The following is a 20,972-nucleotide window of genomic DNA, read 5'->3' as shown; positions in this document are numbered from 1 at the left end:
GACATCCTCATTGTTCCCCGAAGCCGCGTTCAGCGGGACTGAATCACGTCGCTGGCCCCGGGTCGGCGATGCGGGCTTCGATGTCGGCGACGTGCCGGTCCTGGAGGCGCAGGTTCGAGCGGGCGGGACGTCGCGCAGTGCGCCCGCCCGGTTCTCCAGATCGACCACGACGAGCTTGCCGCCGGGGACCTTGTATTCGCCGTGCATCGCCGGGCCTCCGCTGAGTGCATTCACCTTCACCTCAGCGCACCGGGGCCCCGTTATCTTCCCGGCGAGTATCTTCCCGGCGGGAGGACCGGTGGCGCGGCGGTGAGGCCCCGACGGCCGGTGTCCGGCCGGCTCCGTACGATCCGCGGCGACCCACCGGCCCCCTTACGCCCGTACACCCGAAAGCCGAAGCCGAGAGCCGAAGCCGAGAGCCGAAGCCGAGAGCCGAAGCCGAACGCCCGCAGCGAGGAGCAGTACCTGTGTTCACCACCCGCCCCACCCTTCAGGGCACCTTCGGCATGGTGTCCTCCACCCACTGGCTCGCCTCGCAGTCCGCGATGGCCGTCCTGGAGGACGGCGGCAACGCCTACGACGCGGCCGTGGCCGCCGGATTCGTCCTGCACGTCGTCGAGCCGCATCTCAACGGCCCGGCGGGAGAGGTCCCGATGATCCTCGCCCCGAGGGACGGCGAGGTGCGGGTGCTCTGCGGCCAGGGTCCGGCCCCCGCCGGCGCCTCGGCCGCGCACTACCGCGCCCTCGGCCTCGGCCTGGTCCCCGGCACCGGGCCGCTCGCCGCCGCCGTACCGGGAGCCTTCGACGCCTGGATGCTCCTGCTGAGCGACCACGGGACGAAGACCCTCGCGGAGGTCATGCGGTACGCCATCGGGTACGCCGAGGACGGCCACCCGCCCGTCGAGCGCGTCGGTCTGACGGTGGAGACGGTCCGCGAGCTCTTCGAGACCGAGTGGCGGAGCTCCGCCGACGTCTACCTCCCCGGCGGGAAGGCGCCCACTCCGGGCGAGCTCTTCCGCAACCCCGCGCTCGCCGCGACCTGGCGCCGCCTCATAGCCGAGGCCGAGAAGACGGGCGGCGACGACCGTGTCGCCCAGATCGAGGCCGCCCGCGCCGTGTGGCGCACGGGCTTCGTCGCCGAGGCGCTCGTCCGCCAGGCCGGTGTCCCCACCCTGGACACCAGCGGTAGCCGGCACACGGGCACGCTCACGGCCGAGGACCTGGCCGGCTGGTCCGCGTCCTACGAGGCCCCCGTCACCTACGAATGGAACGGCTGGACGCTGGCCAAGGCCGCCGGCTGGAGCCAGGGCCCCGCCTTCCTCCAGCAGCTCGCCCTCCTCCCCGCCGAACTGCCGGCCTACGGCTCCGCCGCATACGTCCACCTGCTCGTCGAGGGCTGCAAGCTCGCCATGGCCGACCGCGAGGCCTGGTACGGCGACGCGGCCGGCGTGCCGCTGGACACCCTGCTCTCCAAGGCGTACAACGACGAGCGCCGTGCGTTGATCACCGGTACCGCGTCCCGGGAACTGCGCCCCGGCAGCCCCGACGGCCGCACCCCGGTCCTCAGCGCGCACGCCCGCGCCGTCGCGTCCGGGGAGGCGGACGCCGACGCCATGGGACCTCCGGCCGCGGGGGCGGGCGAGCCGACGGTCGCCAGGGACGGTGCGACCCGCGGCGACACCTGCCACCTCGACATCGTCGACCGCTGGGGCAACATGGTCGCCGCGACCCCCAGCGGCGGCTGGCTCCAGTCCAACCCGGTCGTGCCCGAACTCGGCTTCCCCCTCGGGACCCGTCTGCAGATGGCCTGGCTCGACGAGGGCCTGCCCAACACACTGACCCCCGGACGCCGTCCGCGCACCACCCTCACCCCGTCCCTCGCCCTCCGCGACGGCGTCCCCGTCATGGCGTTCGGGACGCCGGGCGGAGACCAGCAGGACCAGTGGCAGTTGCACTTCTTCCTCGCGGTCGCACTCCGTGGCCCGGTGCGCGGGGGCCTCGACCTCCAGGGGGCCGTCGACGCCCCGAACTGGCACAACGACAGCTTCCCCGGCTCCTTCTTCCCGCGCGGGATGCGGCCGGGCAGCCTCACCGTCGAGGAGGGAATGGACCCCGGGGTCGTCGGGGAGCTGCGCCGCCTCGGCCACGACGTGACGGTCGGCGAACCCTGGTCCGAGGGCCGCATGTGCGCCGTGGCCCGGGACCCGGCGACCGGCGTCCTGTCCGCCGCCGCCAATCCGCGCGGGATGCAGGGCTACGCGGTGGGCCGCTGACCTCCTGACGGGAGGGCCCCCGGCGGACCGTGCTTAGCTGGAGGCATGATCGATGACTTCCTGTACGGGACCGCCGGGACCGCCGGACAGCTGACCGAGGTGGAAGCGGCGGTGCGGGCAGCGGTCGCCGCCGAGATCCTGCCGCGCTACCAGCAGCTCGCCGCGCACGAGATCGTCGAGAAGAGCGGCCCGCACGACCTGGTCACCGCCGCCGACCGGCTGGCCGAGGAGCACCTCACCGCGTCCCTGACCCGGCTGCTTCCCGGTTCGGTCGTCGTCGGCGAGGAGGCGGTCCACGCCGACCCCGCCGTGTACGACGCGCTCGGTGGTGACGCACCCGTGTGGATCGTCGACCCGGTCGACGGCACCCGCCAGTTCGTCCGCGGCGAGCCCGGCTTCTGCACTCTGGTTGCCCTCGCCCTGCGCGGAGAGGTGTACGCCTCGTGGACGTACGCCCCGGTCCTCGGTGAGATGGCCACCGCCCTGAAGGGCCGCGGTGCCACGCTCAACGGCACCCGGCTGCACAGCGGTTCGCCCGCAGCCGGCGCGGTGCTCAAGGTCGCCATGTCCCACCCCGACTACACGTCCGACGCCCAGAAGCGGGCCCTGCTCGGCCTGCGCACCGACGGCATCGACGCCCGCGCGTGCGGATCGGCGGGCCTGGAGTACCTCGCGGTCGCCATGGGCGCCCAGGACGCCGTAGCCTTCAACTGGGAGTTCGCCTGGGACCATGCGGCGGGACTGCTGCTGGTCACCGAGTCGGGCGGTGCGCAGTCCACCCTGTCCGGTGCCCCGTACCGCCTCACCGGTGGCAACGACCTTCCGTTCACGGCGGCCAGGGACGCGACGACGGCCGAGCGGATCCTGCACGCGCTGCGGACCGGCCGGGAGGGATCAGGGTCCGCCGGCGGCTGAACGACCGGCCGGGAGGGATCAGGGTCCGCCGGGGGCTGACGGACCGTCTCCTGCCGCGGTGGCCTCCCCGGATCGGGGCCCGCCTGCCGAGACGGAGGCGTCCGTGCGTTCCGTACCGGCGGGGGAAGGTGAGCCGCCGTCCAGGACGGCGCGCACGTCCCGGACGACGCGGGCCGCCGTCTCCACCGCGGTCGCGTCGAGGCCGCGCAGCGACGAGGAGACCGCGTCGGTGAAGCCGCCGGGGGTGTCCGGAAGGCCGGCCGCGGAGGCGAGCGCGCCCTTCTCGTTGAGGCACCATGTGCGGTGGCGGGCGTGCAGGGCCTGGGCCAGGACGCCGAAGGCCCTGGACAGGCACAGGGCGACGTGGAGCGTGTCGCCGGACGGGGCCGACTTGCGGGCCGAGGCCACCAGGAAGTCCGCCTCCCACACGGCCTCGGTGAGCGCACGGCGCAACGGCTCCGGATAGACACCCGCCGCCTCCTGAAGAGACGTCAGTTCGCCGTGCGGGTCCTGGAGCACGCGGCCGAGCGCGACCTCGCCGACGTAGCAGGGGGACCAGAAACCCAGCGGGTGGCCGGGCTGGATCCCCACCTCGAAGCGGCCTTCCCGGCACTCCGACCACACCGACTCGACGCGGTCCAGATCACGCAGGATCCAGTCGACGGCCACACCGTCCACCGTCAGCCAGGCACCGCCGTTCACCCACGGGCCCCAGCCCCCGGGGCCCGCCACCTCCACCGGAGCCCCCTGCACCTCGGACGCCAGCGCGGTGAGAGCGGCCAGGTCGAGGGCGCCCCGGTAGTACACGCCCAGATCCCAGTCGGAGTCGGGCCGGTGGGTGCCGCGCGCGCGGCTGCCGCCCAGGACGACGGCCCTGACCCCCGGCAGGCGGGCGAGCCGGGCGGCCGTCGACGTGATGGCGGGCGTGGGCGCGCATGCGTTGTTCATCGGGGCGGACGCTACCCGGAGGACCGTTGTGGGCGGGCCCGAATATCCTGGGTGCCCTGGCCATCGGCTGACAAAGGAGTCCGAAGGTGCCATCGATGCTGGATGCCGTCGTCGTCGGGGCGGGCCCCAACGGCCTCACGGCCGCGGTCGAGCTGGCCCGCCGGGGCTTCTCCGTGGAGGTCTTCGAGGCGCGGGACACCGTCGGGGGCGGTGCCCGCACCGAGGAGCTGACCCTCCCGGGCTTCCGCCACGACCCGTGCTCCGCCGTTCACCCCCTCGGCATCGGCTCACCCGCCTTCCGGGCGATGCCGCTGGCCCGCCACGGCCTCGAGTGGCTCCACGCACCCCTCGCGCTGGCCCACCCCTTCCCGGACGGCTCCGCCGCGGTGCTCACCGGGTCGGTCGGCGAGAGCGCGATGTCGCTCGGTCCTGCCGACGCCGGCGCGTACCGGAGGCTCGTCGCCCCCTACACGGGCCACTGGGACACCCTCGCCGCCGACATGCTGCGCACCCCCTGGGACGGGCTGCCCCGAGACCCGTACCGCTGGGCGCGGTTCGGGCTGGACGCGGTGCAGCCGGCCGCGCTGCTCTCGCGCCGCTTCCGGGGGGAGAAGGCGCGCGGTCTCGTCGCCGGACTCGCCGCCCACGCCATCGCGCCCGCGAGCGGCCTCGCGACGGGCGGGGTGGCCCTGATGTTCGCGCTCGCCGCGCACGAGAACGGCTGGCCGGTGCCCCGGGGCGGTTCGCAGTCCGTCTCCGACGCACTGGCCTCCTACCTGCGCGAGCTGGGCGGTGCGATCCGCACCGGCACGGAGGTCAAGCGGCTCGACGAACTCCCGCCCGCCCGTGCCTACGTCTTCGACACCTCACCGACCGCGCTCGCCCGGATCGCGGGTCTCGGCGGCGCCTACGACCACTACCGCTACGGCCCCTCCTGCTTCAAGATCGACTACGCGCTCTCGGGTCCGGTGCCCTGGACCGCCGAGGAGGCCCGGCGCGCCGGCACGGTCCACGTCGGTCCCACGGCCGCCGAGATCGACGCCTCCCTGCGCGCGGCGGGGGCGGGCCGCGACCCGAGCGTCCCCTTCCTGATCACCGCGCAGCCGAGCCTCGTCGACCCGGGCCGCGCCCCCGAGGGCCGCCACGTCTTCTGGGTGTACGGGCACGTCCCCGCGGGCTGGGAGGGGGACGCCACCGATGTGATCGAACGTCAGCTGGAGCGTTTCGCGCCCGGGTTCCGCGACCTCGTGCTGGCCCGTGCCGTGGCCGGACCACCGCAACTCGCCGTACGCAACGCCAACTACGTCGGCGGAGACATCGCCACCGGCGCGTTCGCGGGGCTGCAGACGGTGATCCGGCCGGGTCTCGCCAGGGTGCCGTACGCCACCGCCCACCCCGCGGTCTTCCTCTGCTCGTCGGCCACGCCGCCCGGCCCCGGTGTGCACGGCATGTCGGGGCACCACGCGGCGAAGGCGGTCTGGCGGCGCCTGCGAGCGACGTGAGGGGCGCGCGGCCGCGCGCCCCTCAGCAGACGGACCGCGCCTCAGCAGACGGACCGTGCCGGCAGCTGCCGACGGGTGCGGCACCGGCTGCCGGCGGGTCGCGCCCTCAGCCGGTGGGCGCCAGCACCGCCGTCCGGCCGCCGAGCACCGCCGAGAAGGTGTCCGTGACCTGGGCGAGGGCCTCGGCGGCAGCCGGTGCGACACCCAGGGTGCCGTCCGCTCCGGTCGTGATGTCGGTGTCGAGGGTGAACCAGCCGGGGACGATGTGCGCGGCCCCCATCGAGCTCAGCACGGGGCGCAGCGCGTAGTCGATGGCGAGCACATGGGCCGTGCTCCCGCCGGTGGCCAGCGGCAGCACGGTCTTGCCGGCCAGCGCGAACTGGGGGAGCAGGTCCAACAGGGACTTCAGCAGCCCCGAATAGGCGGCCTTGTAGACGGGGGTGCCTATCACCACCCCGTCGGCCTCCGCGAACAGCGCCGTGGCGCCCACGACGGCCGGATGCCCGAAATCGGCACCGAGCAGCGCTTCGGCGGGCAGGGTGCGCACGTCCAGCGGGGTCACGTCGTGGCCCTGGTCCCGGAGCCGGTCGTCCAGGTGACGCAGGAGCCGTGCGGTGCGTGAGGTGGCGGAGGGACTTCCGGAGACGGACAGGATGGTCGCCATGGGGCGGGCCCTTTCTCTTCGGTTCAGGGGCGGGGTCAGTGGCTGCGTCTAGGGGTGCCGCAGAGCCTCACGAACTCCGGGGCGGCGCTCACCAGGCGCTCGAATCGACGGTCACGACCGGCACGAGTTCGTTGCGCACGGTCTCCAGGAAGGTGACGATCTCCGCGGCCACCGAACGGTGCTGCAGGTCGTTCAGTACGTCGTGGTGGGCCCCGTTCACCACGGAGAGGCGGGCACGCGGCAGGGAGGCCGCCGTGCGGACGAGTGCCTCGCGGTCGGCGAGCGGATCGGCGTCCCCGACCAGGAACAGCGCGGGGACGTCCGTGCCACTGCCGTACGCAGCCGCCAGCAGCGCCTCGCCGACCGGCTCGCCGAGTGCTCCACGCCGGATCCCGCCGTCCTCGGTCAGGGTCCCCCGGTGAGCCGGGCAGGAGGTGCGCACGTCGAGCTCGTCCTCCCAGGTGGCGGTGGACGCGGCGCCTCGCCCCGGGACACCCGCGAGCACGAGGGCGTCGGGCCGCCCGGCGGCGGGCACGTCGTCCCGGGCGACGAGCGCCGCGACGGCGGCCGCCGCGCTGTCGGAGGCCACGACGACGAGGGGCCTGGCCACCCCGTCCTCGCCGGTGGCCGTGCCCTCGGCGGCGACGGAGAGACGCTCACCGAGCAGTGTCAGCGAGGCGTCCGGGTCCGCGGTGCCGAGGGCGGGCGCGTCGACGACACGGACGCGGTAGGCGTCGGCGGCCAGCCGCCTGCCGAGCCGGGCATAGGTCGCGCGGGTCTCACCCCGGCCGGGTACGACGAGGACGGTGCCGCGCGTGCGGAGGCCCTGAGGGCCGAAGTGGTCGGTGTGGTCGGTCATGTCAGCTCCTGCGTGTACGGGTCTGCGGGCGTGCGTGCCTGGCGGGGTGCGGCCGCTTCAGGTCCCCGCACGCTCGTGCTCCGCGGAGTGGCGGTTCTCGGGGACGGGCAGGCCGAGGTTGCCGCGCAGGGTGTCGGCCTCGTACTCGGTGCGGAACAGGCCGCGCTTCTGGAGGAGCGGGACCACCCCTTCCACGAAGCGGCCGAGGTCGTCGTTGTTCCGGAAGGCGAGGTTGATGCCGTCCAGCGTGCCGGCCTCGGACCACCGCTCGATGGTGTCGGCGACGGTCTCGGGGGCCCCGACGAACGGGGACCGGCGGAAGGCGTTGGCGGACTCCGCTACTTGACGCAAAGTCAGGCCTTCGGCCCTCGCCCGTTCGATGATCTTCGCCGCGCCCGTCCGGCCCCCCTTCTCGGCGAGGTGGGCGACGTCCGGGAAGGGTGCGTCCAGGTCGTGCACGCTGAAGTCGTAGGCACCGAAGGAGCGGCCCAGCAGCGCGAGATTGCTCCGGAAGTCGTTGTCCTCCTCGAAGATCTCCCGCTCCCTGCGCCTGGCTTCCTCGTCGGTCGCGCCGACGACCGGACCCCCGTGGATGAAGATCTTGATGTGGCCGGGGTCGCGCCCGTAGGCCGCGGTGCGCCGCTTGACGTCGGTGTAGTACTCGCGCGCCTGCTCCAGGGTGCCGCCGGGAGCGTAGATGCCCTCGGCGACGCGTGCGGCGAGGTCGCGGCCCTCGGGGGAGACTCCCGCCTGGAAGACGACCGGCTGACCCTGCGGCGAGCGCGAGATGTTCAGAGGGCCGGCGACCTTGAAGTGCTCACCCTCGTGGTCCAGGGAGTGCAGCTTCGACGGGTCGAGGAAGACGTCGCGCTCCACGTCCGCCGGGAAGGCGTCGTCCTCGTAGGAGTCCCACAACCCCCGTGCCACCTGCACGAATTCCAGGGCCCGGCCGTAGCGGGTGGCGTAGTCGAGGTGTTCGTCGAGTCCGTAGTTCCTCGACGTCCCGGTGTCGAAGCTGGTGACCACGTTCCAGCCGGCGCGTCCGCCGCTGATGTGGTCGAGCGAGGCGAAGCGGCGGGCCAGGTTGAACGGCGAGTTGTACGTCGAGCTCGCCGTGCCGACCAGACCGATGTGCCGTGTGTGGGTGGCGACCGCCGACAGCAGGGTCAGCGGCTCCAGCCGGTTCAGGTAGTGCGACGGGTAGGTGGAGTTGATGAACTGGCTGTCGACCACGAACAGCGCGTCGAACAGGGCGTGTTCGGCCGCCTGGGCCTGCTGGATGTAGTAGCCGATGTCGATGCTGGCGTTCTTCGCGACGGCCGGGTCCTTCCACAGGCCGTGCTGGCCGGGGCCGCCGACGCCGTACGGGTGCAGGGCGAGGTGGATTCTGCGGGACATGGGTGTTCCTCTCGGGAGGGCGGGGAGTTGGTGCCGGGGCGGGCTGCGGCCTTGGCCAGGGGCTCAGCCGCCCAGCCGTTCAACGGTTCGGCCGTTCAGTCGCTCTGCCGTTCAGTCGCTCAGCCGCTCAGCCGCGCGCGAAGAGCATCGCGCTCGGCCCGGCCGGCGGTGCGCGCGTGGAGTGTGGGTGCGGAACCGACCAGAAGCCGGGTGTACACGTGCCGCGGGTGGTTGACGACGTCACCGGCCGTGCCCACCTCGACGAGCTCACCCCTGTAGAGCACGGCGATGCGGTCGGCGGTACCGGCGACGGACCCGAGGTCGTGGGAGATGAGGACGAGGGCGGTCCCGGTGTCGCGCAGCTCCTTGAGGATCTCCAGGACCTGTACGCGGTTGGCGGAGTCCAGTGCGCTGACCGGCTCGTCCAGGAGGACCAGGGCCGGCCCGGTGACCAGCGCACGGGCCACCGCCACCCGTTGGCGCTGCCCGCCCGAGAGCTCCCCGGGCAGCCGCTGGAGCAGTTCCCCGGACAGCCGGACCCGGTCGAGGTACGCCCGCGCCCGGCGCCCGGCCTCCTTGCCCGGCACGCCCTGGACGAGCAGCGGCTCGGTCAGGGAGTCCTCGACCGTCAGGTCGGGATCGAGGCTGCGCAGGGGGTCCTGGAAGACGTACTGCACGACGCCCCGGCGCCGCAGCGCCCGCCACCGGCGGGCGCCGTACCCGGTCACGTCCTCGCCGCCGACCCGGATCGAACCGGCGGATGCGTCCACCAGACCGAGCACGGCGCGGGCCAGGGTGGACTTCCCCGAACCGGTCTCGCCGATGAGCCCGACGGTCTCGCCCGGTGTGACGGTCAGCGACACCCCGCGCAGCGCGTGCCGGCTCCGGCGGCCCCGGCCGTAGCGGACGTCGAGGCCGTCGATCTCCAGGACGGGCGCGGCCGCAGCCCGTTCCCGCCGGGCCGCTTCCGCCCGCGGCGACGCGGTCGTCATGACGCCTCCTTCACGGTGAGGAACCTGTCCAGGCCGTACTGCTCGTGCTCGGCCATGAGGAGCCGGGTGTACGGGTGCTGGGGGTCGTGCAGCACCGACCTCGTCGGTCCCTGCTCCACCACCTCGCCCTGACGCAGGACGAGGACCTCGTCGCACAGCTGGGCGACGACGGCGAGATCGTGGGAGACGACGACGAGAGCGAGGCCGGTGCGCTCCCGCAGTTCGGCCAGCAGGTCGAGGATCTCGGCCTGCACCGTGACGTCCAGGGCCGTGGTGGCCTCGTCGGCGATGAGCGCCCTGGGCTCGACGGCGATCGCCGCCGCGATCAGCACGCGCTGGAGCATGCCGCCCGAGAGCTCGTGGGTGTACTGCCCGTAGACCAGCTCCGGGTCCCTCAGCCGCACGGCCCCGAGCAGGTCCAGGGCGCGCTGCCGCGCCTCGCGCCGCTTGACCCCCTGCTTGACCCGGATGACCTCGGCGATCTGCGAGCCGACCCGGATCGAGGGGTTGAGGTAGGACGCGGGGTCCTGGAAGACCGCGCCGACCGTGGTCCCCCGCAGGGCCGTCCACTGCCGCGGCGTCAGCGTGGCGATGTCGGTACCGTCGATCTCGACCGAGCCCGCCGACACCTCGAAGTGCGGGGGCAGGATGCCGAGCACGGCCCGGCAGGTGAGGGTCTTGCCGCTGCCCGACTCACCGACGATCCCGATCGCCCGGCCCGGGGTCAGCTCGAAACCGACTCCGTGGACGATCTCCCGGCCGGTCACGCCGTCGCTGATGCGGACGTCGCGCACCGCGATCACCGGAGGGCCTGCCGGGACGGTCGCGGTGCCGCTCCCGGACTCCTCGGCGGTGTGCGCCGGGCTCTTCGGCAGTGTCCTCATCGGGAACCTCCCACGGATACGGATGCGGATGTGCCCCTGCGGGCCCTGCGGCTGCGGACCAGAGCCCGGCCCGCCTCGCCGGAGACGTCGCGGATGGCGTCGGCGAGCACGTTGCAGGCCCAGACGGTGACCATGATCAGCAGGGCGGGTGCCACCGGAGCCCACGGCTGGTGGCTGAGATAGCCCAGGTCGGAGGCCAACAGCCCGCCCCAGGTGGGGGCCGGCGGCTGTACGCCGATGCCGAGGAACGTGAGGCTGGAGACGATCACGAAGCCGACGCCGATCGTCTGGGCGAGCGCGACCGCGACCGGCGGAAGCACCTTGGCCCACACGTGGCGGCGCACGATCCAGCCGACGGAGGCGCCGGAGACGATCGCGGCCTCGACGTAGGGCGAGCGGGCCACGGCCAGGGTGGCGGCGCGCGCCACCCGGTAGAAGAGGGGCGAGACCAGTGCTCCCGTGACCAGCATGGCCTGGGTGATGCCGTTGCCCAGGAGGGCGATCACCGCGATGGCGAAGAGCATGAAGGGCAGGGCGACCAGGGTGTCGGCCAGACGGAGCGTCAGCCACTCGAAGACCCGGCCGGAGTACACCGACAGGATGCCCGGGACCGCACCGGCGACCAGGGCCGTCAGCGCGACTTCGAGCGATCCGAGGACGCTGATCCGCGAACCGTCGAGGAGGCGGCTGAACACGTCGCGGCCCAGGTAGTCCGTCCCCAGCCAGTGGGCGGCCGAGGCCGACGCGAGCGTGTCGTCGCTGGTGGCCAGCGGATCCTGCGGAGCGAGCCAGGGGCCGCAGACGGCCAGCACGGCGACCAGGAGGAGGACGGCCAGGGCGATCCGGCCGGAGGTGAGCGAGAGGAGGCGGCGCAGCATGGTCAGACCCCCCTCTGGGACGCCGGCATGACGCGTGCCAGCACCAGGTTGATGACGAGGTTGAAGGACACGACCAGCACGATCGACACCACGAGCACCCCCTGCACCGCGGGCACGTCACCGGCCTGGGCCGAGTCGTTGGCGAACCTGCCGAAACCCTGCAGTCCGAAGATCCACTCCGTGACCACGGAGGCACCGACGAGCGCCGGGAACTTCTGCCCGACGGTGGCGAGCGCGGGCCCGAGGCCGTTGCGCAGGACGTGCCCGAAGAAGATCCGCCGAGGGCTGAGTCCCCGGACCACCGCGCCCGTCACGTAGTTCTCCCCGTACGCGGCGATGAGGCTGGACCGCAGCTGGCGTGCGACGTCGGCGACGACGTCGAAGCTCAGGGCCAGCGCGGGGAGCGTGATGTGGGCGAGCCACGGGCCGGCACCCTGGTCGGCCGGGACGTAGCCGGCCGAGGGGAAGAGACCGAGCCCGACCGCGAGGACGGATACGAGCACGATGCCGACGACGAACGCCGGCATCACCGAGATCACGGTGACGAATCCGGTGATCGCCCGGTCCACGGCCGTGGTGCGGCGCAGGGCCGCCACGGTGCCGAGGACGAAACCGGCGACGGCACCGATGACCAGGGCGAGGGCGGCGACGGAGAGGCTCACCCCGAGGCCGAGCCCGATCAGCGTCGAGATGTCCGCGCCGTTGACCCAGCTGGTGCCGAGCTGCCCGTGCAGCACGTCCGCGAACCAGTCCCCGTACTGAGTGAGGAAGGGCTTGTCCAGCCCCCACTCGGCCTCGATGCGCCGGATCGCCTCCGGGGTGGCGTCCTCGCCCAGCTGGATCCGCGCCGGGCTGAGGCCGCTCAGCGACCGGAGGGCGAACGTCACGAAGGTCGCGACCAGGAACACCGGTACGAAGATCGCGACGGACCGGCCGAGGGCGGCGGCCACACGCCCCGCCGCGTGCCGCGTCCTGCTGCCGGCGGCCCGGCGACGACGTTCGGAGGTGATCCGTGGTGTGGTCGTCGTCATGGAGCTGCCTCCTCTCTGCGGTGGACGGATCGTCAGGAGGCGTCGGCGATCTTGACGCCGGTCCAGTCGATGTGGGCGGGGTTCTTCGGCAGGCCGGAGACCGACGGGCTCTTGGCGAACAGGTTCGGCGAGGAGAACGTGAAGATGAGAGCCCTGCTCCGCAGGCCGGCCCGCGTCGCCTCCTGGAGGGTCCGGGCGTAACCGGGCGCCTCCAGCGGTGTCCGGCGGACCTTCGCCACGGCCTCCTCGAAGCCGTCCGGCTCGTACGGGGTGCTGAGGTTCAGCGGGCCGTTCGGGCCGAAGTGGGCGGTGAGGGTCTGTACGGCGGAGTCCCGGCCCGTGGTCGAGTACAGGGAGAAGGCCAGGTCCTTCGCGAAGAACGGGGTGGCCCAGTTCTTGTCGATCCTGATCGTGACCTTGATGCCCACCGCTGCCAGCTGGGACTGGACGATCTCGGCCTGCGGGTCCTCCGCGGGGATGACCAGGTCCAGCTTGATGTCACCGGGGGAGTGGCCCGCCTCGGCGAGCAGCTTCCTCGACCTGGCGGGGTCGTGGGGGTAGGCCCCCTCGGACTGGCCGTCGTACGCGATGTACCCCTTCGGGAAGGGCTGGTCGGTCGTCTCGCCGTGACCGAAGGTCAGCTTCTTGACGAACTCCTCGCGGTCGACGGCGTAGCGGAGCGCGTCGACGACCCGGTCGTCGTCGAACGGGGCCTTGTTGACGTTGAGGCTGATGTTCGACGCGTTGAAGCCCGGCTGGGAGAAGACGTCCAGCCCCGCCTCGGTGGCGGCGTCGGCCTGACTGGGGTCCAGGTCGGCGAAGTTGTAGACCCCGGTCCGCAGGCCGGGGACGACGGTCGAGGCGTCGGGGGCCGAGACCAGCTCCACATGGTCGATGTGGATGTTCGCCGCGTCCCAGTAGTCCGGGTTCTTGCGCAGGACGGCCTTGGTGCCGGGGACCAGCTGGTCGACGACGAAGGGACCCGCGCCGACCGGGTTCCGGTCCAGCTTCGCGGGGTTCGCGGAAGCCTTGGGACTGGCGATCTGCAGGACGCGCTCTCCGAGCAACTGCGGTATCTGGTAGTCGACCTGAGTGAGATTCAGTGTGGCGTCGAGACCGTCGGCCCGCACCGACCCGATCGAGGTGAGGTCTCCGAAGAGCGCCGAGTTCTTCTGCTTCTGCGCCCGTTCGATGGCCGTCTTGACCGCCGCCGCGTCGACGGGTTCGCCGTCGCTGAACTTCAGGCCGGGACGCACGTGGAAGGTGATGCGGTCGCCCGCGGCGTTGTAGTCCCAGCTCTCGGCCAGGTCCGGTACGGCCTTCCCCTCCTCGTCCGTGCGCGTCAACGATGCGTAGACGAGAGCGAGTTCACGGAACTGTGCACCGCTGCCCGACACCACCGGGTCCCAGTGCGCGGGGAAGTAGGAAGAGGCCCATTTCAGCCGCGCGTCACCGGAGGCGGACGCGGCGCCGCCGCAGGCGCCGAGAGCCGGGACGAGCAGGGCGACGAAGGCGGTTCCGAGGGCGGCTGCCCTGAGGCGGCCCGGCCGTCGGGCCGACCGGTCGTCCGGTCGGCGGCGGATCGTGAGTCGTGCGGGCATCTCGTTCTCTCTGATGGGTCCCGGCCCGGAGCGGGGCGGGAAGAGGCGGGAGAGCCGCGGAGGCAGGCGCGGCACTCGCACGGAACCGTCGTCACTCGTGCGGACATGCGCCGCCGAGGGGCGGGCGCACGGCCGGGCATGGGTGAGGTCCGTCCGGGACGCCGAGAGTTCGGGAGCCGGCACGGGGGTACGACGACAGGGCGCGACGGGGAGCGGGAAACCGGCGCGGAGGGCAGGCGCGGATCAGCGGGCCGAAGGGAGGCCGGTGCTGCCGACCGAGGTCAGGCGGCGCCTGCGGGACGGGAGGGGTGCGGGGTCAGCGACAGAGTGCGCTGGAGGTGCGCCGCAGGTCCACGTAGCGGCACACCACACCGGGGTGCGTCGTGAGCATGGGCTCATCCTGGCGGCCGCCGTCCGCGCCTGTCAATGGACACCCTTTGGTGTCTCATTCAGCGGGACGCGACTCAACCGCAGCTCAGCGCCCTGCGGGAGGCCGTGCGGCCGACGCGGGATGGACTGATGCCTCGTCAGGATGCAGCCAGAGCGGGCCGTTCGCGCTCCCCACCGGCGTCGCCCCGGGAGGGGGCCAGGCACCGTCCGCCAACTGCCGCCGCTCCGGCTCGGTCAGGCTCCCGTGGTGTTCCAGCGCCTCGCCGGGGGACAACCGGACCGCTGTGTCCAGCAGTCCGGGGGCCAGCTCCCCGAACGCCCGCGCGTACGCCTCGTACGGCCGCCAGCCGGGGACGGCGCGGTACCCGGACGCGGCTCGCACCAGAAGCGTGGGCAGCGCGTAGCGGAGATCGCCGTCCGAGGTCTCCCGGGCGGCTCCGGGATGCGGCGACCCGCTCGGGACGGACAGGACCTCGGGGACCGGCCGGCGTGCCTCCGCGCGGTCGGCGCGCACACGTGCCAGCACCCCGGGTGAGGCCGCGTCCGCCCTCAGCCGGTCCGTGTCGAGTCCCGGGACGCCCCGCACGGCCGCCGCCGCGCGTGCGGGCGTGTCGGCGGGGTCGCCCAGGACGAACACGCTCTCGCGCAGGCGCCGCAGCACCCGGCGCGCCACATCCTCCCCCTGGAGTTCCGCGGCTGCCGCCACCAGTGACGAGGGCCATGAACTCGCCGCGACGCGGTCCAGCCGGGCAGCCCGCGGAGCACGGGTGTGGGAGCTGATCTCCTCGACGTACCGTGCGTACCAGGCGGTCTCGGCGGCCGGGTCTGGCGCCGGGTCGTCCGCGTCGTCGAAGAGGATCGCGTACGCCCGCCGCCAGACGACCCGGCCCCCTAGCCCGGCGCGCAGCCTGCGGAACACCGGCTCCGAGCCCCACGCCCAGGGGCACATCGGGTCGGTGAACTCGACCACCTCCAGCGGCGGCCGGTCCGGGATGCCGGTCACGCGGCACCGGGCACGGGCTGCCGTGCACGCGGCTCGGCGGGCAGCAGGGAGGCCACCGTCAGTCCGCCGAGGACCGCCGCAGCCTCCGACTCGACCCTGCGCCAGACCCCGGGCAGGCCCGCAGCGGGGCCGGGGTAGTCGAGGCCCGCCAGCGACTCGCCCCGGAGGGTGATCAGTTCACCGTCCACGGCGCGCACGACGTCCAGCAGCGGGATCTCGTCGGCCGGCCTGCCGAGCCAGTAACCGCCCTCGCAGCCGCGCTGACTGCGCACCAGGCCGGCCCTGCGCAGCTCGCCCACCACGGACTTGAGGAACCTGAACGGAATCTCCTGGGAGGAGGCGATGGCTTCACAGGAGAGCGGACGGCCGGGATCACTCGCGAGCTCCAGGAGGGCGCGCGTGGCGTAGTCCGCCTTCGCGGAGATATGCATGCCCACATCATGCCCCGGAGCGGGTCGCCGGGCGAGGCTCGCGGTCCAGCAGGCGGATTCGTTGCGGGAACATTGCCGCAGGTGAAGCGCAAAGGACACCTCTTGACATCCTTTTCGCCGCGCCCCTACCGTCCCTGCCATGAGCGAGCCGTCGACCACCCCCGGTGAAGGGTTCCACCCTCATCTCCACGACGCCACGGGCAGCCCCGCGGTGCCCCTGCGCAGCCGTCTGCACCACATCCGCGCGGACGCCCTCGACGACGACACGGCACAGACCGGCGGCATGCGCAGATTCAGCGCCGTCAGCGGGAGGACCGTCGGCTCGGAGAAGCTGTGGATGGGGCAGACCCACGTCGCGCCCTCGACCTCTTCCTCGGACCACCACCACGGCGAGTCCGAGACGGCCATCCATGTGGTCAGCGGGCACCCGGAGTTCGTCTTCGTCGACGACTCGGGGGGCGAGCCGGAGGAGATCCGGCTGCGCACCTCACCCGGCGACTACATCTTCGTCCCGCCGTTCGTGCCGCACCGCGAGGAGAACCCGGACCCGGCGGAAGAGGCCGTGGTGGTCATCGCCCGCAGCACCCAGGAGGCGATCGTCGTCAACCTGCCGGGCCTCTACGCGCTCCGGCCCGACGGGACGCACTGACCCCCCGCCCCGCACCCCTCGGTCGGCTCCGGCGCGGGGGCGGTACACCCGACCCGCTTGCCCGCGTCCGGAGTTCGCCCGCGCGGCCGGCGGCCGTCACAGGGCGTCGGGGCCGCGCTCACCCGTGCGCACCCGCACGGCCGTCTCCACGGGCAGCGCCCACACCTTGCCGTCACCGATCTTGCCCGTCCGCGCTGCGCGGACCACCGCGTCGAGCACCGGCTCCGCGTCGGAGTCCTCGACGAGCACCTCTATACGGACCTTCGGCACCAGGTCCACGCGGTACTCGGCCCCGCGGTACACCTCGGTGTGACCGTGCTGACGCCCGTAACCGCTGGCCTCCGTGACCGTCATCCCCTGCACGCCCAGGTCCTGCGGAGCGGTCTTCACCTCGTCGAGGCGGTGCGGTTTCACAACTGCGGTGATGAGCTTCACGGGGCAGTGCTCCTGTTCATGGAGAGGGGTGCGTGGTGGCCCGGAGCGAGCGACGCGGCGTGCCCGGGGCCGCCGTGATCGTAGGCGCTCTCCGGTGTACGCGTCCCCGTCCCCGTACCCGTCCGGGATTGGGCGGAGGCGGCAGTCCGGTGCCGCGGTGGAGGGCCGGACGGGCCCCGGTGGGCCCTCCACCGGTGCGGGCGTGAGGCTCATGTCGGATTTCCGCCAGCCGCAGCGTCCGCGGTGCCTGATCCTGGATACATGCACACTGACACCGAGCGCTGCGTGAGAGCCGTGCGGTCGAAGGACTCCCGATTCGACGGCTGGTTCTTCACCGCGGTCCTGACCACCCGAATCTACTGCCGTCCCAGCTGCCCGGTCGTGCCGCCCAAGGTCCGGAACATGACCTTCTACCCGAGCGCCGCCGCCTGCCAGCAGGCCGGGTTCCGGGCCTGCAAGCGCTGCCGTCCCGACACCAGCCCCGGTTCTCCGGAGTGGAACGCCCGTGCCGACTCCGTGGCCCGTGCCATGCGGCTCATCCAGGACGGGGTCGTCGACCGGGAGGGCGTCACCGGGCTCGCCGCACGGCTCGGCTACTCCACCCGTCAGGTCGAGCGCCAGCTCCTCGCCGAGCTCGGGGCGGGCCCGCTGGCGCTGGCCAGGTCACAGCGTGCCCAGACCGCCAGGGTGCTCATCGAGACGACCGCGCTCCCGATGGCCGAGGTCGCCTTCGCCGCCGGGTTCTCGTCCATCCGTACGTTCAACGACACCGTGCGCGAGGTCTTCGCCCTGGCCCCGGGCGAACTGCGCGCCCGGTCCGGACGCGGGGCGAGAGTGTCCGGGACGCCGGGCGTCATCGCCCTCCGCCTGCCGTACCGCGCGCCGCTCAACCCGAGCAACCTGTTCGGACACCTGGCCGCGACCGCCGTGCCGGGGGTCGAGGAGTGGCGCGACGGTGCCTACCGCCGCACCCTCACCCTCCCGCACGGGCACGGCATCGTGGCGCTCACCCCGCGCTCCGGACACATCGAGTGCAGACTCTCGCTCACCGACCCCCGCGATCTCGCCCAGGCCATCAGCCGCTGCCGCCGCCTCCTCGACCTCGACGCCGACCCCGTGGCCGTGGACGACCAGCTGCGTTCCGATCCGCTGCTCGCCCCGCTGGTGGACGCCGCTCCCGGCCGCCGGGTGCCGCGCACGGTCGACGCGGCGGAGTTCGCCGTTCGCGCGGTGCTGGGCCAGCAGGTCTCCACGGCCGCCGCCCGGACCCACGCGGCCCGGCTGGTCCGCGCCCACGGGGTGCCCGTCGACGACCCCGAAGGCGGGCTGACCCACCTCTTCCCGGCCCCCGACGCGCTCGCCGGGCTCGATCCCGAGGCGCTCGCCCTGCCGCGCAGCCGCCGCGCCACGCTCACCACCCTCGTGCGGGCGCTGGCCGACGGGACGCTGCACCTGGGGGAGGGCACCGACTGGGACGAAGCGAGGGCGGAACTGACCGCGCTCCCCGGATTCGGCCCCTGGACGGTCGAGGTGATCGCCATGCGTGCCCTCGGGGACCCGGACGCCTTCCTCCCCACCGACCTGGGGATCCGCAGGTCGGCCGCCCGCCTCGGCCTCCCCTCGACCCCGGCCGCCCTCACCGCCCGCGCCGCACGGTGGCGCCCCTGGCGTGCGTACGCCGTGCAGTACCTGTGGACCGTCGACGACCACCCGATCAACCACCTGCCGGCCCGAGAGGCGTGAAGACGAACCCGTGACCGCAGTGAGGACGAACCCATGACCACCGCATCCACGACGACCCGGCGGCACACCGTCGTCGACAGCCCCTACGGGGCGCTCACCCTGGTCGCCACCGACGGGACGCTCTGCGGCCTCTACATGACCGGGCAGCGGCACCGCCCGCCCGAGGAGACGTTCGGCCTGCCGGACCCCCGGCCCTTCGGGGAGGCGACCAGCCAGCTCGACGCCTACTTCGCGGGCGAACTGACGGAGTTCGACCTGCCGCTGCGCCTGGAGGGAACGCCGTTCCAGCGCAGTGTGTGGGGCGAGCTCGCACGGATTCCGTACGGCGAGACCCGCTCGTACGGCGAACTGGCCGAAGTCCTGGGCAAACCCGGCGCCTCCCGCGCGGTGGGCCTGGCCAACGGGAAGAACCCCGTCGGGATCATCATCCCCTGCCACCGGGTCATCGGAGCCTCGGGGAGTCTCACCGGGTACGGCGGCGGGCTGGACCGCAAGCGGCGGCTGCTGGCCTTCGAGCGGGGAACGGAGGCCGAGGCGCCGGTGCTGTTCTGAGCCGGGCGGCGGGCCCCGGCGGTGGCGCCCGCCGCCCCGGAGAGGCTGCCCGACCCGGCCGTGCCGCGTGGCGCGCTCCTCCCGCCCAGCACGGTCCTCCGTCCAGCGCCCTCGGCCCGCTCAGCCCGGTCAGCCCCGCTCAGCCGGTGAAGATCTCGACGACCGACCAGATCGCCAGTCCGAGCATGCACACACCGCCGATGCGCTGGACCGTCTTCAGCGGGACCCGCTTGGCGATGAAGCGTCCGGCCAGCAGCGCCAGCGCGGACACCGACATGAGGGCGGCGGCCGATCCGATGGCCGTGGACCAGGCGCCGTTGCTCGCGGCCAGGTTCGCCGTCGTGATCTGGGTCAGGTCGCCCCACTCACTGATGAACACCGCCATGAACGCCGTCGAGTAGACGGGCCAGAAACCGGTGACCGTCTTGATCTCCTCGTTCTCCTCGTCGTCACCGCTGCCGCGCAGCAGCATGAAGGCGCCGAAGGCGAAGAGGACGGCCGAGACCAGCCTGACGACCCAGTCGGGGAGCAGGCCGATCAGCCCGCCCGCGCCCACCGCGATGGCCACGTGCACGATGAAGGCGGACGAGGTGCCGAACCAGACGTAGAGCGGGCGCATGCGCGTGCCCATGGCCAGCGACGCGAACATCGTCTTGTCGGGGAGCTCCGCGAGGAAGATCAGCCCGAAGGCGGTGACGATCGCCAGGAGGTCGAGATGCATTCCGGGTGGCTTTCTGTGAGAGCCGGGCCCCGGATCTTCCGCGAAGTGCCGTACGGGCTCTCGGAGGACCACTCGGCCCGGCATGACCGCAGCGCCCGCAGGGCGCGGGCGTGTCATACCTGACCGAAGGTCTCGCCCACCCGTAAGCATCTACGAGCCCGGCCACCGGGAACCCGAAGGCTCCAGTGTGTCGACGACCGGTTTTCGGGGCTACTCCCCTTCGCAGCCGTCAACGATACCCCACCCGAGCTGCGGAGCAGCGGGCCGGCACCGTCCTGCGGTGATCATCACCGCCGTCCGCCCGAGCCCCCGCACGAGCCGCCCCGCCCGGGCCGCCGTCCCCCGCCTCAGCGCGCGCCGTTCTCCGCCGACAGCCGTTCGAGCAGGGCGGGCAGCGCCGTCCCGATGGGTTCGCGCACGGTCTCCTCGGCCAGTTCGTCGTACGGCGTCGGCTCCGCGTTCACCACGACGAGCCGCGCCCCGTGTTCCACCGCGATCCCCGCCAGCGAGGCCGCGGGCTGCACCTGGAGCGTCGTACCCACGGCGATGAACACCTGGCTCGCCCTGGTGATCGCCATCGCGTCGGCCAGCACCTGGGGGTCGAGCCGTTCGCCGAACATCACCGTCGCCGACTTCAGGATCCCGCCGCAGACCGTGCACGGCGGATCGGCCTCGCCCGCCTCGACCCGGCCCAGGGCGACCGCCATGGGCGACCTGGCGTGGCACCGCGTGCACACCACCTGGTGCGCGGTGCCGTGGAGTTCGACGACCTTGCGGGCGGAGAGTCCGGCCCGTTGGTGCAGGCCGTCGACGTTCTGGGTGATCACCCGGACCGGGGTGCCCGAGGCCTCCAGCGCGGCCACGGCGCGGTGTGCCGCGTTCGGCTCGGCGCCCAGCGCCGCGCTCTCCCGGCGCATCCGCCAGGAACGGCGGCGGATCTCCGGGTCGGACATGTAGGGGGCGTAGGTGACGAGCTTCTCCGCCTCCGGGTCCTTCCGCCAGAGGCCCTGCGGCCCGCGGTAGTCGGGGATGCCGGAGTCCGTGGAGATGCCGGCGCCGCTGAGGATCGCGACGAGAGTCATGGGGCCGAGCGTACGCATCGC

The 20,972-nt window shown here is 73.1% G+C and carries 20 protein-coding genes; 6 read left to right on the top strand and 14 right to left on the bottom strand.

The features are described 5' to 3' along the window. The first annotated feature begins 467 nt into the window (after positions 1-467). Positions 468-2,273, top strand: a complete 1,806-nt coding sequence (locus tag ACFYY2_RS14220; protein WP_388741781.1) for a gamma-glutamyltransferase family protein — start codon at positions 468-470, stop codon at positions 2,271-2,273. A gap of 45 nt (positions 2,274-2,318) precedes the next feature. After that, on the top strand, positions 2,319-3,188 hold the full coding sequence (locus ACFYY2_RS14215; RefSeq protein WP_388741779.1) for an inositol monophosphatase family protein: 870 nt from the start codon (positions 2,319-2,321) through the stop codon (positions 3,186-3,188). Positions 3,189-3,206: 18 nt separating this feature from the next. Here the strand turns inward: ACFYY2_RS14215 and ACFYY2_RS14210 are convergent, their stop codons facing one another. After that, positions 3,207-4,136 carry a nucleotidyltransferase domain-containing protein gene (locus tag ACFYY2_RS14210; RefSeq protein WP_388741775.1) on the bottom strand — a complete coding sequence of 310 codons (930 nt, stop codon included), beginning with the start codon at positions 4,134-4,136 and terminating at the stop codon, positions 3,207-3,209. A gap of 86 nt (positions 4,137-4,222) precedes the next feature. Here ACFYY2_RS14210 and ACFYY2_RS14205 point away from each other — a divergent pair, with 86 nt between their 5' ends. Next, complete coding sequence (locus tag ACFYY2_RS14205) at positions 4,223-5,638, top strand: phytoene desaturase family protein (RefSeq protein ID WP_388741772.1); 1,416 nt, start codon at positions 4,223-4,225, stop codon at positions 5,636-5,638. Between the two features lie 106 nt (positions 5,639-5,744). On the opposite strand, the gene ssuE is transcribed toward ACFYY2_RS14205, so the two are convergent. The 10 genes from ssuE to ACFYY2_RS14155 all read right to left on the bottom strand — a co-directional run bounded on the left by ssuE (position 5,745) and on the right by ACFYY2_RS14155 (position 15,769). Continuing rightward, positions 5,745-6,302, bottom strand: a complete 558-nt coding sequence (ssuE, locus tag ACFYY2_RS14200) for an NADPH-dependent FMN reductase (protein ID WP_388741767.1) — start codon at positions 6,300-6,302, stop codon at positions 5,745-5,747. 88 nt (positions 6,303-6,390) lie between these two features. After that, positions 6,391-7,161 (bottom strand): alpha/beta hydrolase, encoded by a 771-nt coding sequence (locus ACFYY2_RS14195; RefSeq protein WP_388741765.1) that lies wholly within the window; start codon positions 7,159-7,161, stop codon positions 6,391-6,393. A 57-nt stretch (positions 7,162-7,218) separates the two neighbouring features. After that, positions 7,219-8,559, bottom strand: a complete 1,341-nt coding sequence (locus tag ACFYY2_RS14190; RefSeq protein ID WP_388741762.1) for an NtaA/DmoA family FMN-dependent monooxygenase — start codon at positions 8,557-8,559, stop codon at positions 7,219-7,221. Positions 8,560-8,678: 119 nt separating this feature from the next. Next, positions 8,679-9,551, bottom strand: coding sequence for an ABC transporter ATP-binding protein (locus tag ACFYY2_RS14185; protein WP_388741759.1), 873 nt, complete (start codon positions 9,549-9,551; stop codon positions 8,679-8,681). Next, positions 9,548-10,435 carry an ABC transporter ATP-binding protein gene (locus ACFYY2_RS14180; protein WP_388741753.1) on the bottom strand — a complete coding sequence of 296 codons (888 nt, stop codon included), beginning with the start codon at positions 10,433-10,435 and terminating at the stop codon, positions 9,548-9,550. The genes ACFYY2_RS14185 and ACFYY2_RS14180 overlap by 4 nt, the downstream gene beginning before the upstream one ends. Then, positions 10,432-11,313, bottom strand: a complete 882-nt coding sequence (locus ACFYY2_RS14175; RefSeq protein WP_388741751.1) for an ABC transporter permease — start codon at positions 11,311-11,313, stop codon at positions 10,432-10,434. The genes ACFYY2_RS14180 and ACFYY2_RS14175 overlap by 4 nt, the downstream gene beginning before the upstream one ends. A gap of 2 nt (positions 11,314-11,315) precedes the next feature. Continuing rightward, on the bottom strand, positions 11,316-12,344 hold the full coding sequence (locus ACFYY2_RS14170; protein ID WP_388741749.1) for an ABC transporter permease: 1,029 nt from the start codon (positions 12,342-12,344) through the stop codon (positions 11,316-11,318). Between the two features lie 32 nt (positions 12,345-12,376). Further along, positions 12,377-13,945, bottom strand: a complete 1,569-nt coding sequence (locus tag ACFYY2_RS14165; RefSeq protein ID WP_388741744.1) for an ABC transporter substrate-binding protein — start codon at positions 13,943-13,945, stop codon at positions 12,377-12,379. A gap of 475 nt (positions 13,946-14,420) precedes the next feature. Beyond that, positions 14,421-15,338, bottom strand: coding sequence for a DsbA family protein (locus ACFYY2_RS14160; protein WP_388741741.1), 918 nt, complete (start codon positions 15,336-15,338; stop codon positions 14,421-14,423). Then, positions 15,335-15,769: an RrF2 family transcriptional regulator gene (locus ACFYY2_RS14155; RefSeq protein ID WP_388741739.1), complete on the bottom strand. Its 435-nt coding sequence runs from the start codon at positions 15,767-15,769 to the stop codon at positions 15,335-15,337. The genes ACFYY2_RS14160 and ACFYY2_RS14155 overlap by 4 nt, the downstream gene beginning before the upstream one ends. Positions 15,770-15,908: 139 nt before the next feature. Between ACFYY2_RS14155 and ACFYY2_RS14150 the strand changes: the two genes are divergently transcribed. Beyond that, positions 15,909-16,418: a cupin domain-containing protein gene (locus tag ACFYY2_RS14150; protein ID WP_388741736.1), complete on the top strand. Its 510-nt coding sequence runs from the start codon at positions 15,909-15,911 to the stop codon at positions 16,416-16,418. A gap of 96 nt (positions 16,419-16,514) precedes the next feature. On the opposite strand, the gene ACFYY2_RS14145 is transcribed toward ACFYY2_RS14150, so the two are convergent. Then, positions 16,515-16,853 carry a P-II family nitrogen regulator gene (locus ACFYY2_RS14145; RefSeq protein WP_388741734.1) on the bottom strand — a complete coding sequence of 113 codons (339 nt, stop codon included), beginning with the start codon at positions 16,851-16,853 and terminating at the stop codon, positions 16,515-16,517. A gap of 261 nt (positions 16,854-17,114) precedes the next feature. Between ACFYY2_RS14145 and ACFYY2_RS14140 the strand changes: the two genes are divergently transcribed. Together ACFYY2_RS14140 and ACFYY2_RS14135 are read left to right on the top strand one after the other, a co-directional pair. Then, positions 17,115-18,596 carry an AlkA N-terminal domain-containing protein gene (locus ACFYY2_RS14140; RefSeq protein WP_388741731.1) on the top strand — a complete coding sequence of 494 codons (1,482 nt, stop codon included), beginning with the start codon at positions 17,115-17,117 and terminating at the stop codon, positions 18,594-18,596. A gap of 33 nt (positions 18,597-18,629) precedes the next feature. After that, complete coding sequence (locus ACFYY2_RS14135) at positions 18,630-19,148, top strand: methylated-DNA--[protein]-cysteine S-methyltransferase (RefSeq protein WP_388741729.1); 519 nt, start codon at positions 18,630-18,632, stop codon at positions 19,146-19,148. A gap of 139 nt (positions 19,149-19,287) precedes the next feature. On the opposite strand, the gene ACFYY2_RS14130 is transcribed toward ACFYY2_RS14135, so the two are convergent. Both ACFYY2_RS14130 and ACFYY2_RS14125 read right to left on the bottom strand, forming a co-directional pair. Further along, on the bottom strand, positions 19,288-19,869 hold the full coding sequence (locus tag ACFYY2_RS14130; protein WP_388741726.1) for a TMEM165/GDT1 family protein: 582 nt from the start codon (positions 19,867-19,869) through the stop codon (positions 19,288-19,290). A gap of 347 nt (positions 19,870-20,216) precedes the next feature. Beyond that, positions 20,217-20,951, bottom strand: a complete 735-nt coding sequence (locus ACFYY2_RS14125; RefSeq protein ID WP_388741724.1) for an NAD-dependent deacetylase — start codon at positions 20,949-20,951, stop codon at positions 20,217-20,219. Positions 20,952-20,972: the final 21 nt, after the last annotated feature.

Origin of the sequence: Streptomyces sp. NPDC001822 (assembly GCF_042892135.1) — a bacterium.
In the GTDB taxonomy this organism is placed as follows: Bacteria; Actinomycetota; Actinomycetes; order Streptomycetales; family Streptomycetaceae; genus Streptomyces.
This window is presented reverse-complemented; position numbering and strand designations above follow the sequence as displayed.

Bases quoted from the DNA above. Each gene is read 5' to 3' on its own strand.
- ACFYY2_RS14185 (WP_388741759.1), bottom strand. From the start codon at position 9,551: ATGACGACCGCGTCGCCGCGGGCGGAAGCGGCCCGGCGGGAACGGGCT.
- ACFYY2_RS14195 (WP_388741765.1), bottom strand. From the start codon at position 7,161: ATGACCGACCACACCGACCACTTCGGCCCTCAGGGCCTCCGCACGCGC.
- ACFYY2_RS14155 (WP_388741739.1), bottom strand. From the start codon at position 15,769: ATGCATATCTCCGCGAAGGCGGACTACGCCACGCGCGCCCTCCTGGAG.
- ACFYY2_RS14170 (WP_388741749.1), bottom strand. From the start codon at position 12,344: ATGACGACGACCACACCACGGATCACCTCCGAACGTCGTCGCCGGGCC.
- ACFYY2_RS14215 (WP_388741779.1), top strand. From the start codon at position 2,319: ATGATCGATGACTTCCTGTACGGGACCGCCGGGACCGCCGGACAGCTG.
- ACFYY2_RS14125 (WP_388741724.1), bottom strand. From the start codon at position 20,951: ATGACTCTCGTCGCGATCCTCAGCGGCGCCGGCATCTCCACGGACTCC.
- ACFYY2_RS14165 (WP_388741744.1), bottom strand. From the start codon at position 13,945: ATGCCCGCACGACTCACGATCCGCCGCCGACCGGACGACCGGTCGGCC.
- ssuE (WP_388741767.1), bottom strand. From the start codon at position 6,302: ATGGCGACCATCCTGTCCGTCTCCGGAAGTCCCTCCGCCACCTCACGC.
- ACFYY2_RS14135 (WP_388741729.1), top strand. From the start codon at position 18,630: ATGACCACCGCATCCACGACGACCCGGCGGCACACCGTCGTCGACAGC.
- ACFYY2_RS14140 (WP_388741731.1), top strand. From the start codon at position 17,115: ATGCACACTGACACCGAGCGCTGCGTGAGAGCCGTGCGGTCGAAGGAC.
- ACFYY2_RS14210 (WP_388741775.1), bottom strand. From the start codon at position 4,136: ATGAACAACGCATGCGCGCCCACGCCCGCCATCACGTCGACGGCCGCC.
- ACFYY2_RS14190 (WP_388741762.1), bottom strand. From the start codon at position 8,559: ATGTCCCGCAGAATCCACCTCGCCCTGCACCCGTACGGCGTCGGCGGC.
- ACFYY2_RS14175 (WP_388741751.1), bottom strand. From the start codon at position 11,313: ATGCTGCGCCGCCTCCTCTCGCTCACCTCCGGCCGGATCGCCCTGGCC.
- ACFYY2_RS14150 (WP_388741736.1), top strand. From the start codon at position 15,909: ATGAGCGAGCCGTCGACCACCCCCGGTGAAGGGTTCCACCCTCATCTC.
- ACFYY2_RS14180 (WP_388741753.1), bottom strand. From the start codon at position 10,435: ATGAGGACACTGCCGAAGAGCCCGGCGCACACCGCCGAGGAGTCCGGG.
- ACFYY2_RS14130 (WP_388741726.1), bottom strand. From the start codon at position 19,869: ATGCATCTCGACCTCCTGGCGATCGTCACCGCCTTCGGGCTGATCTTC.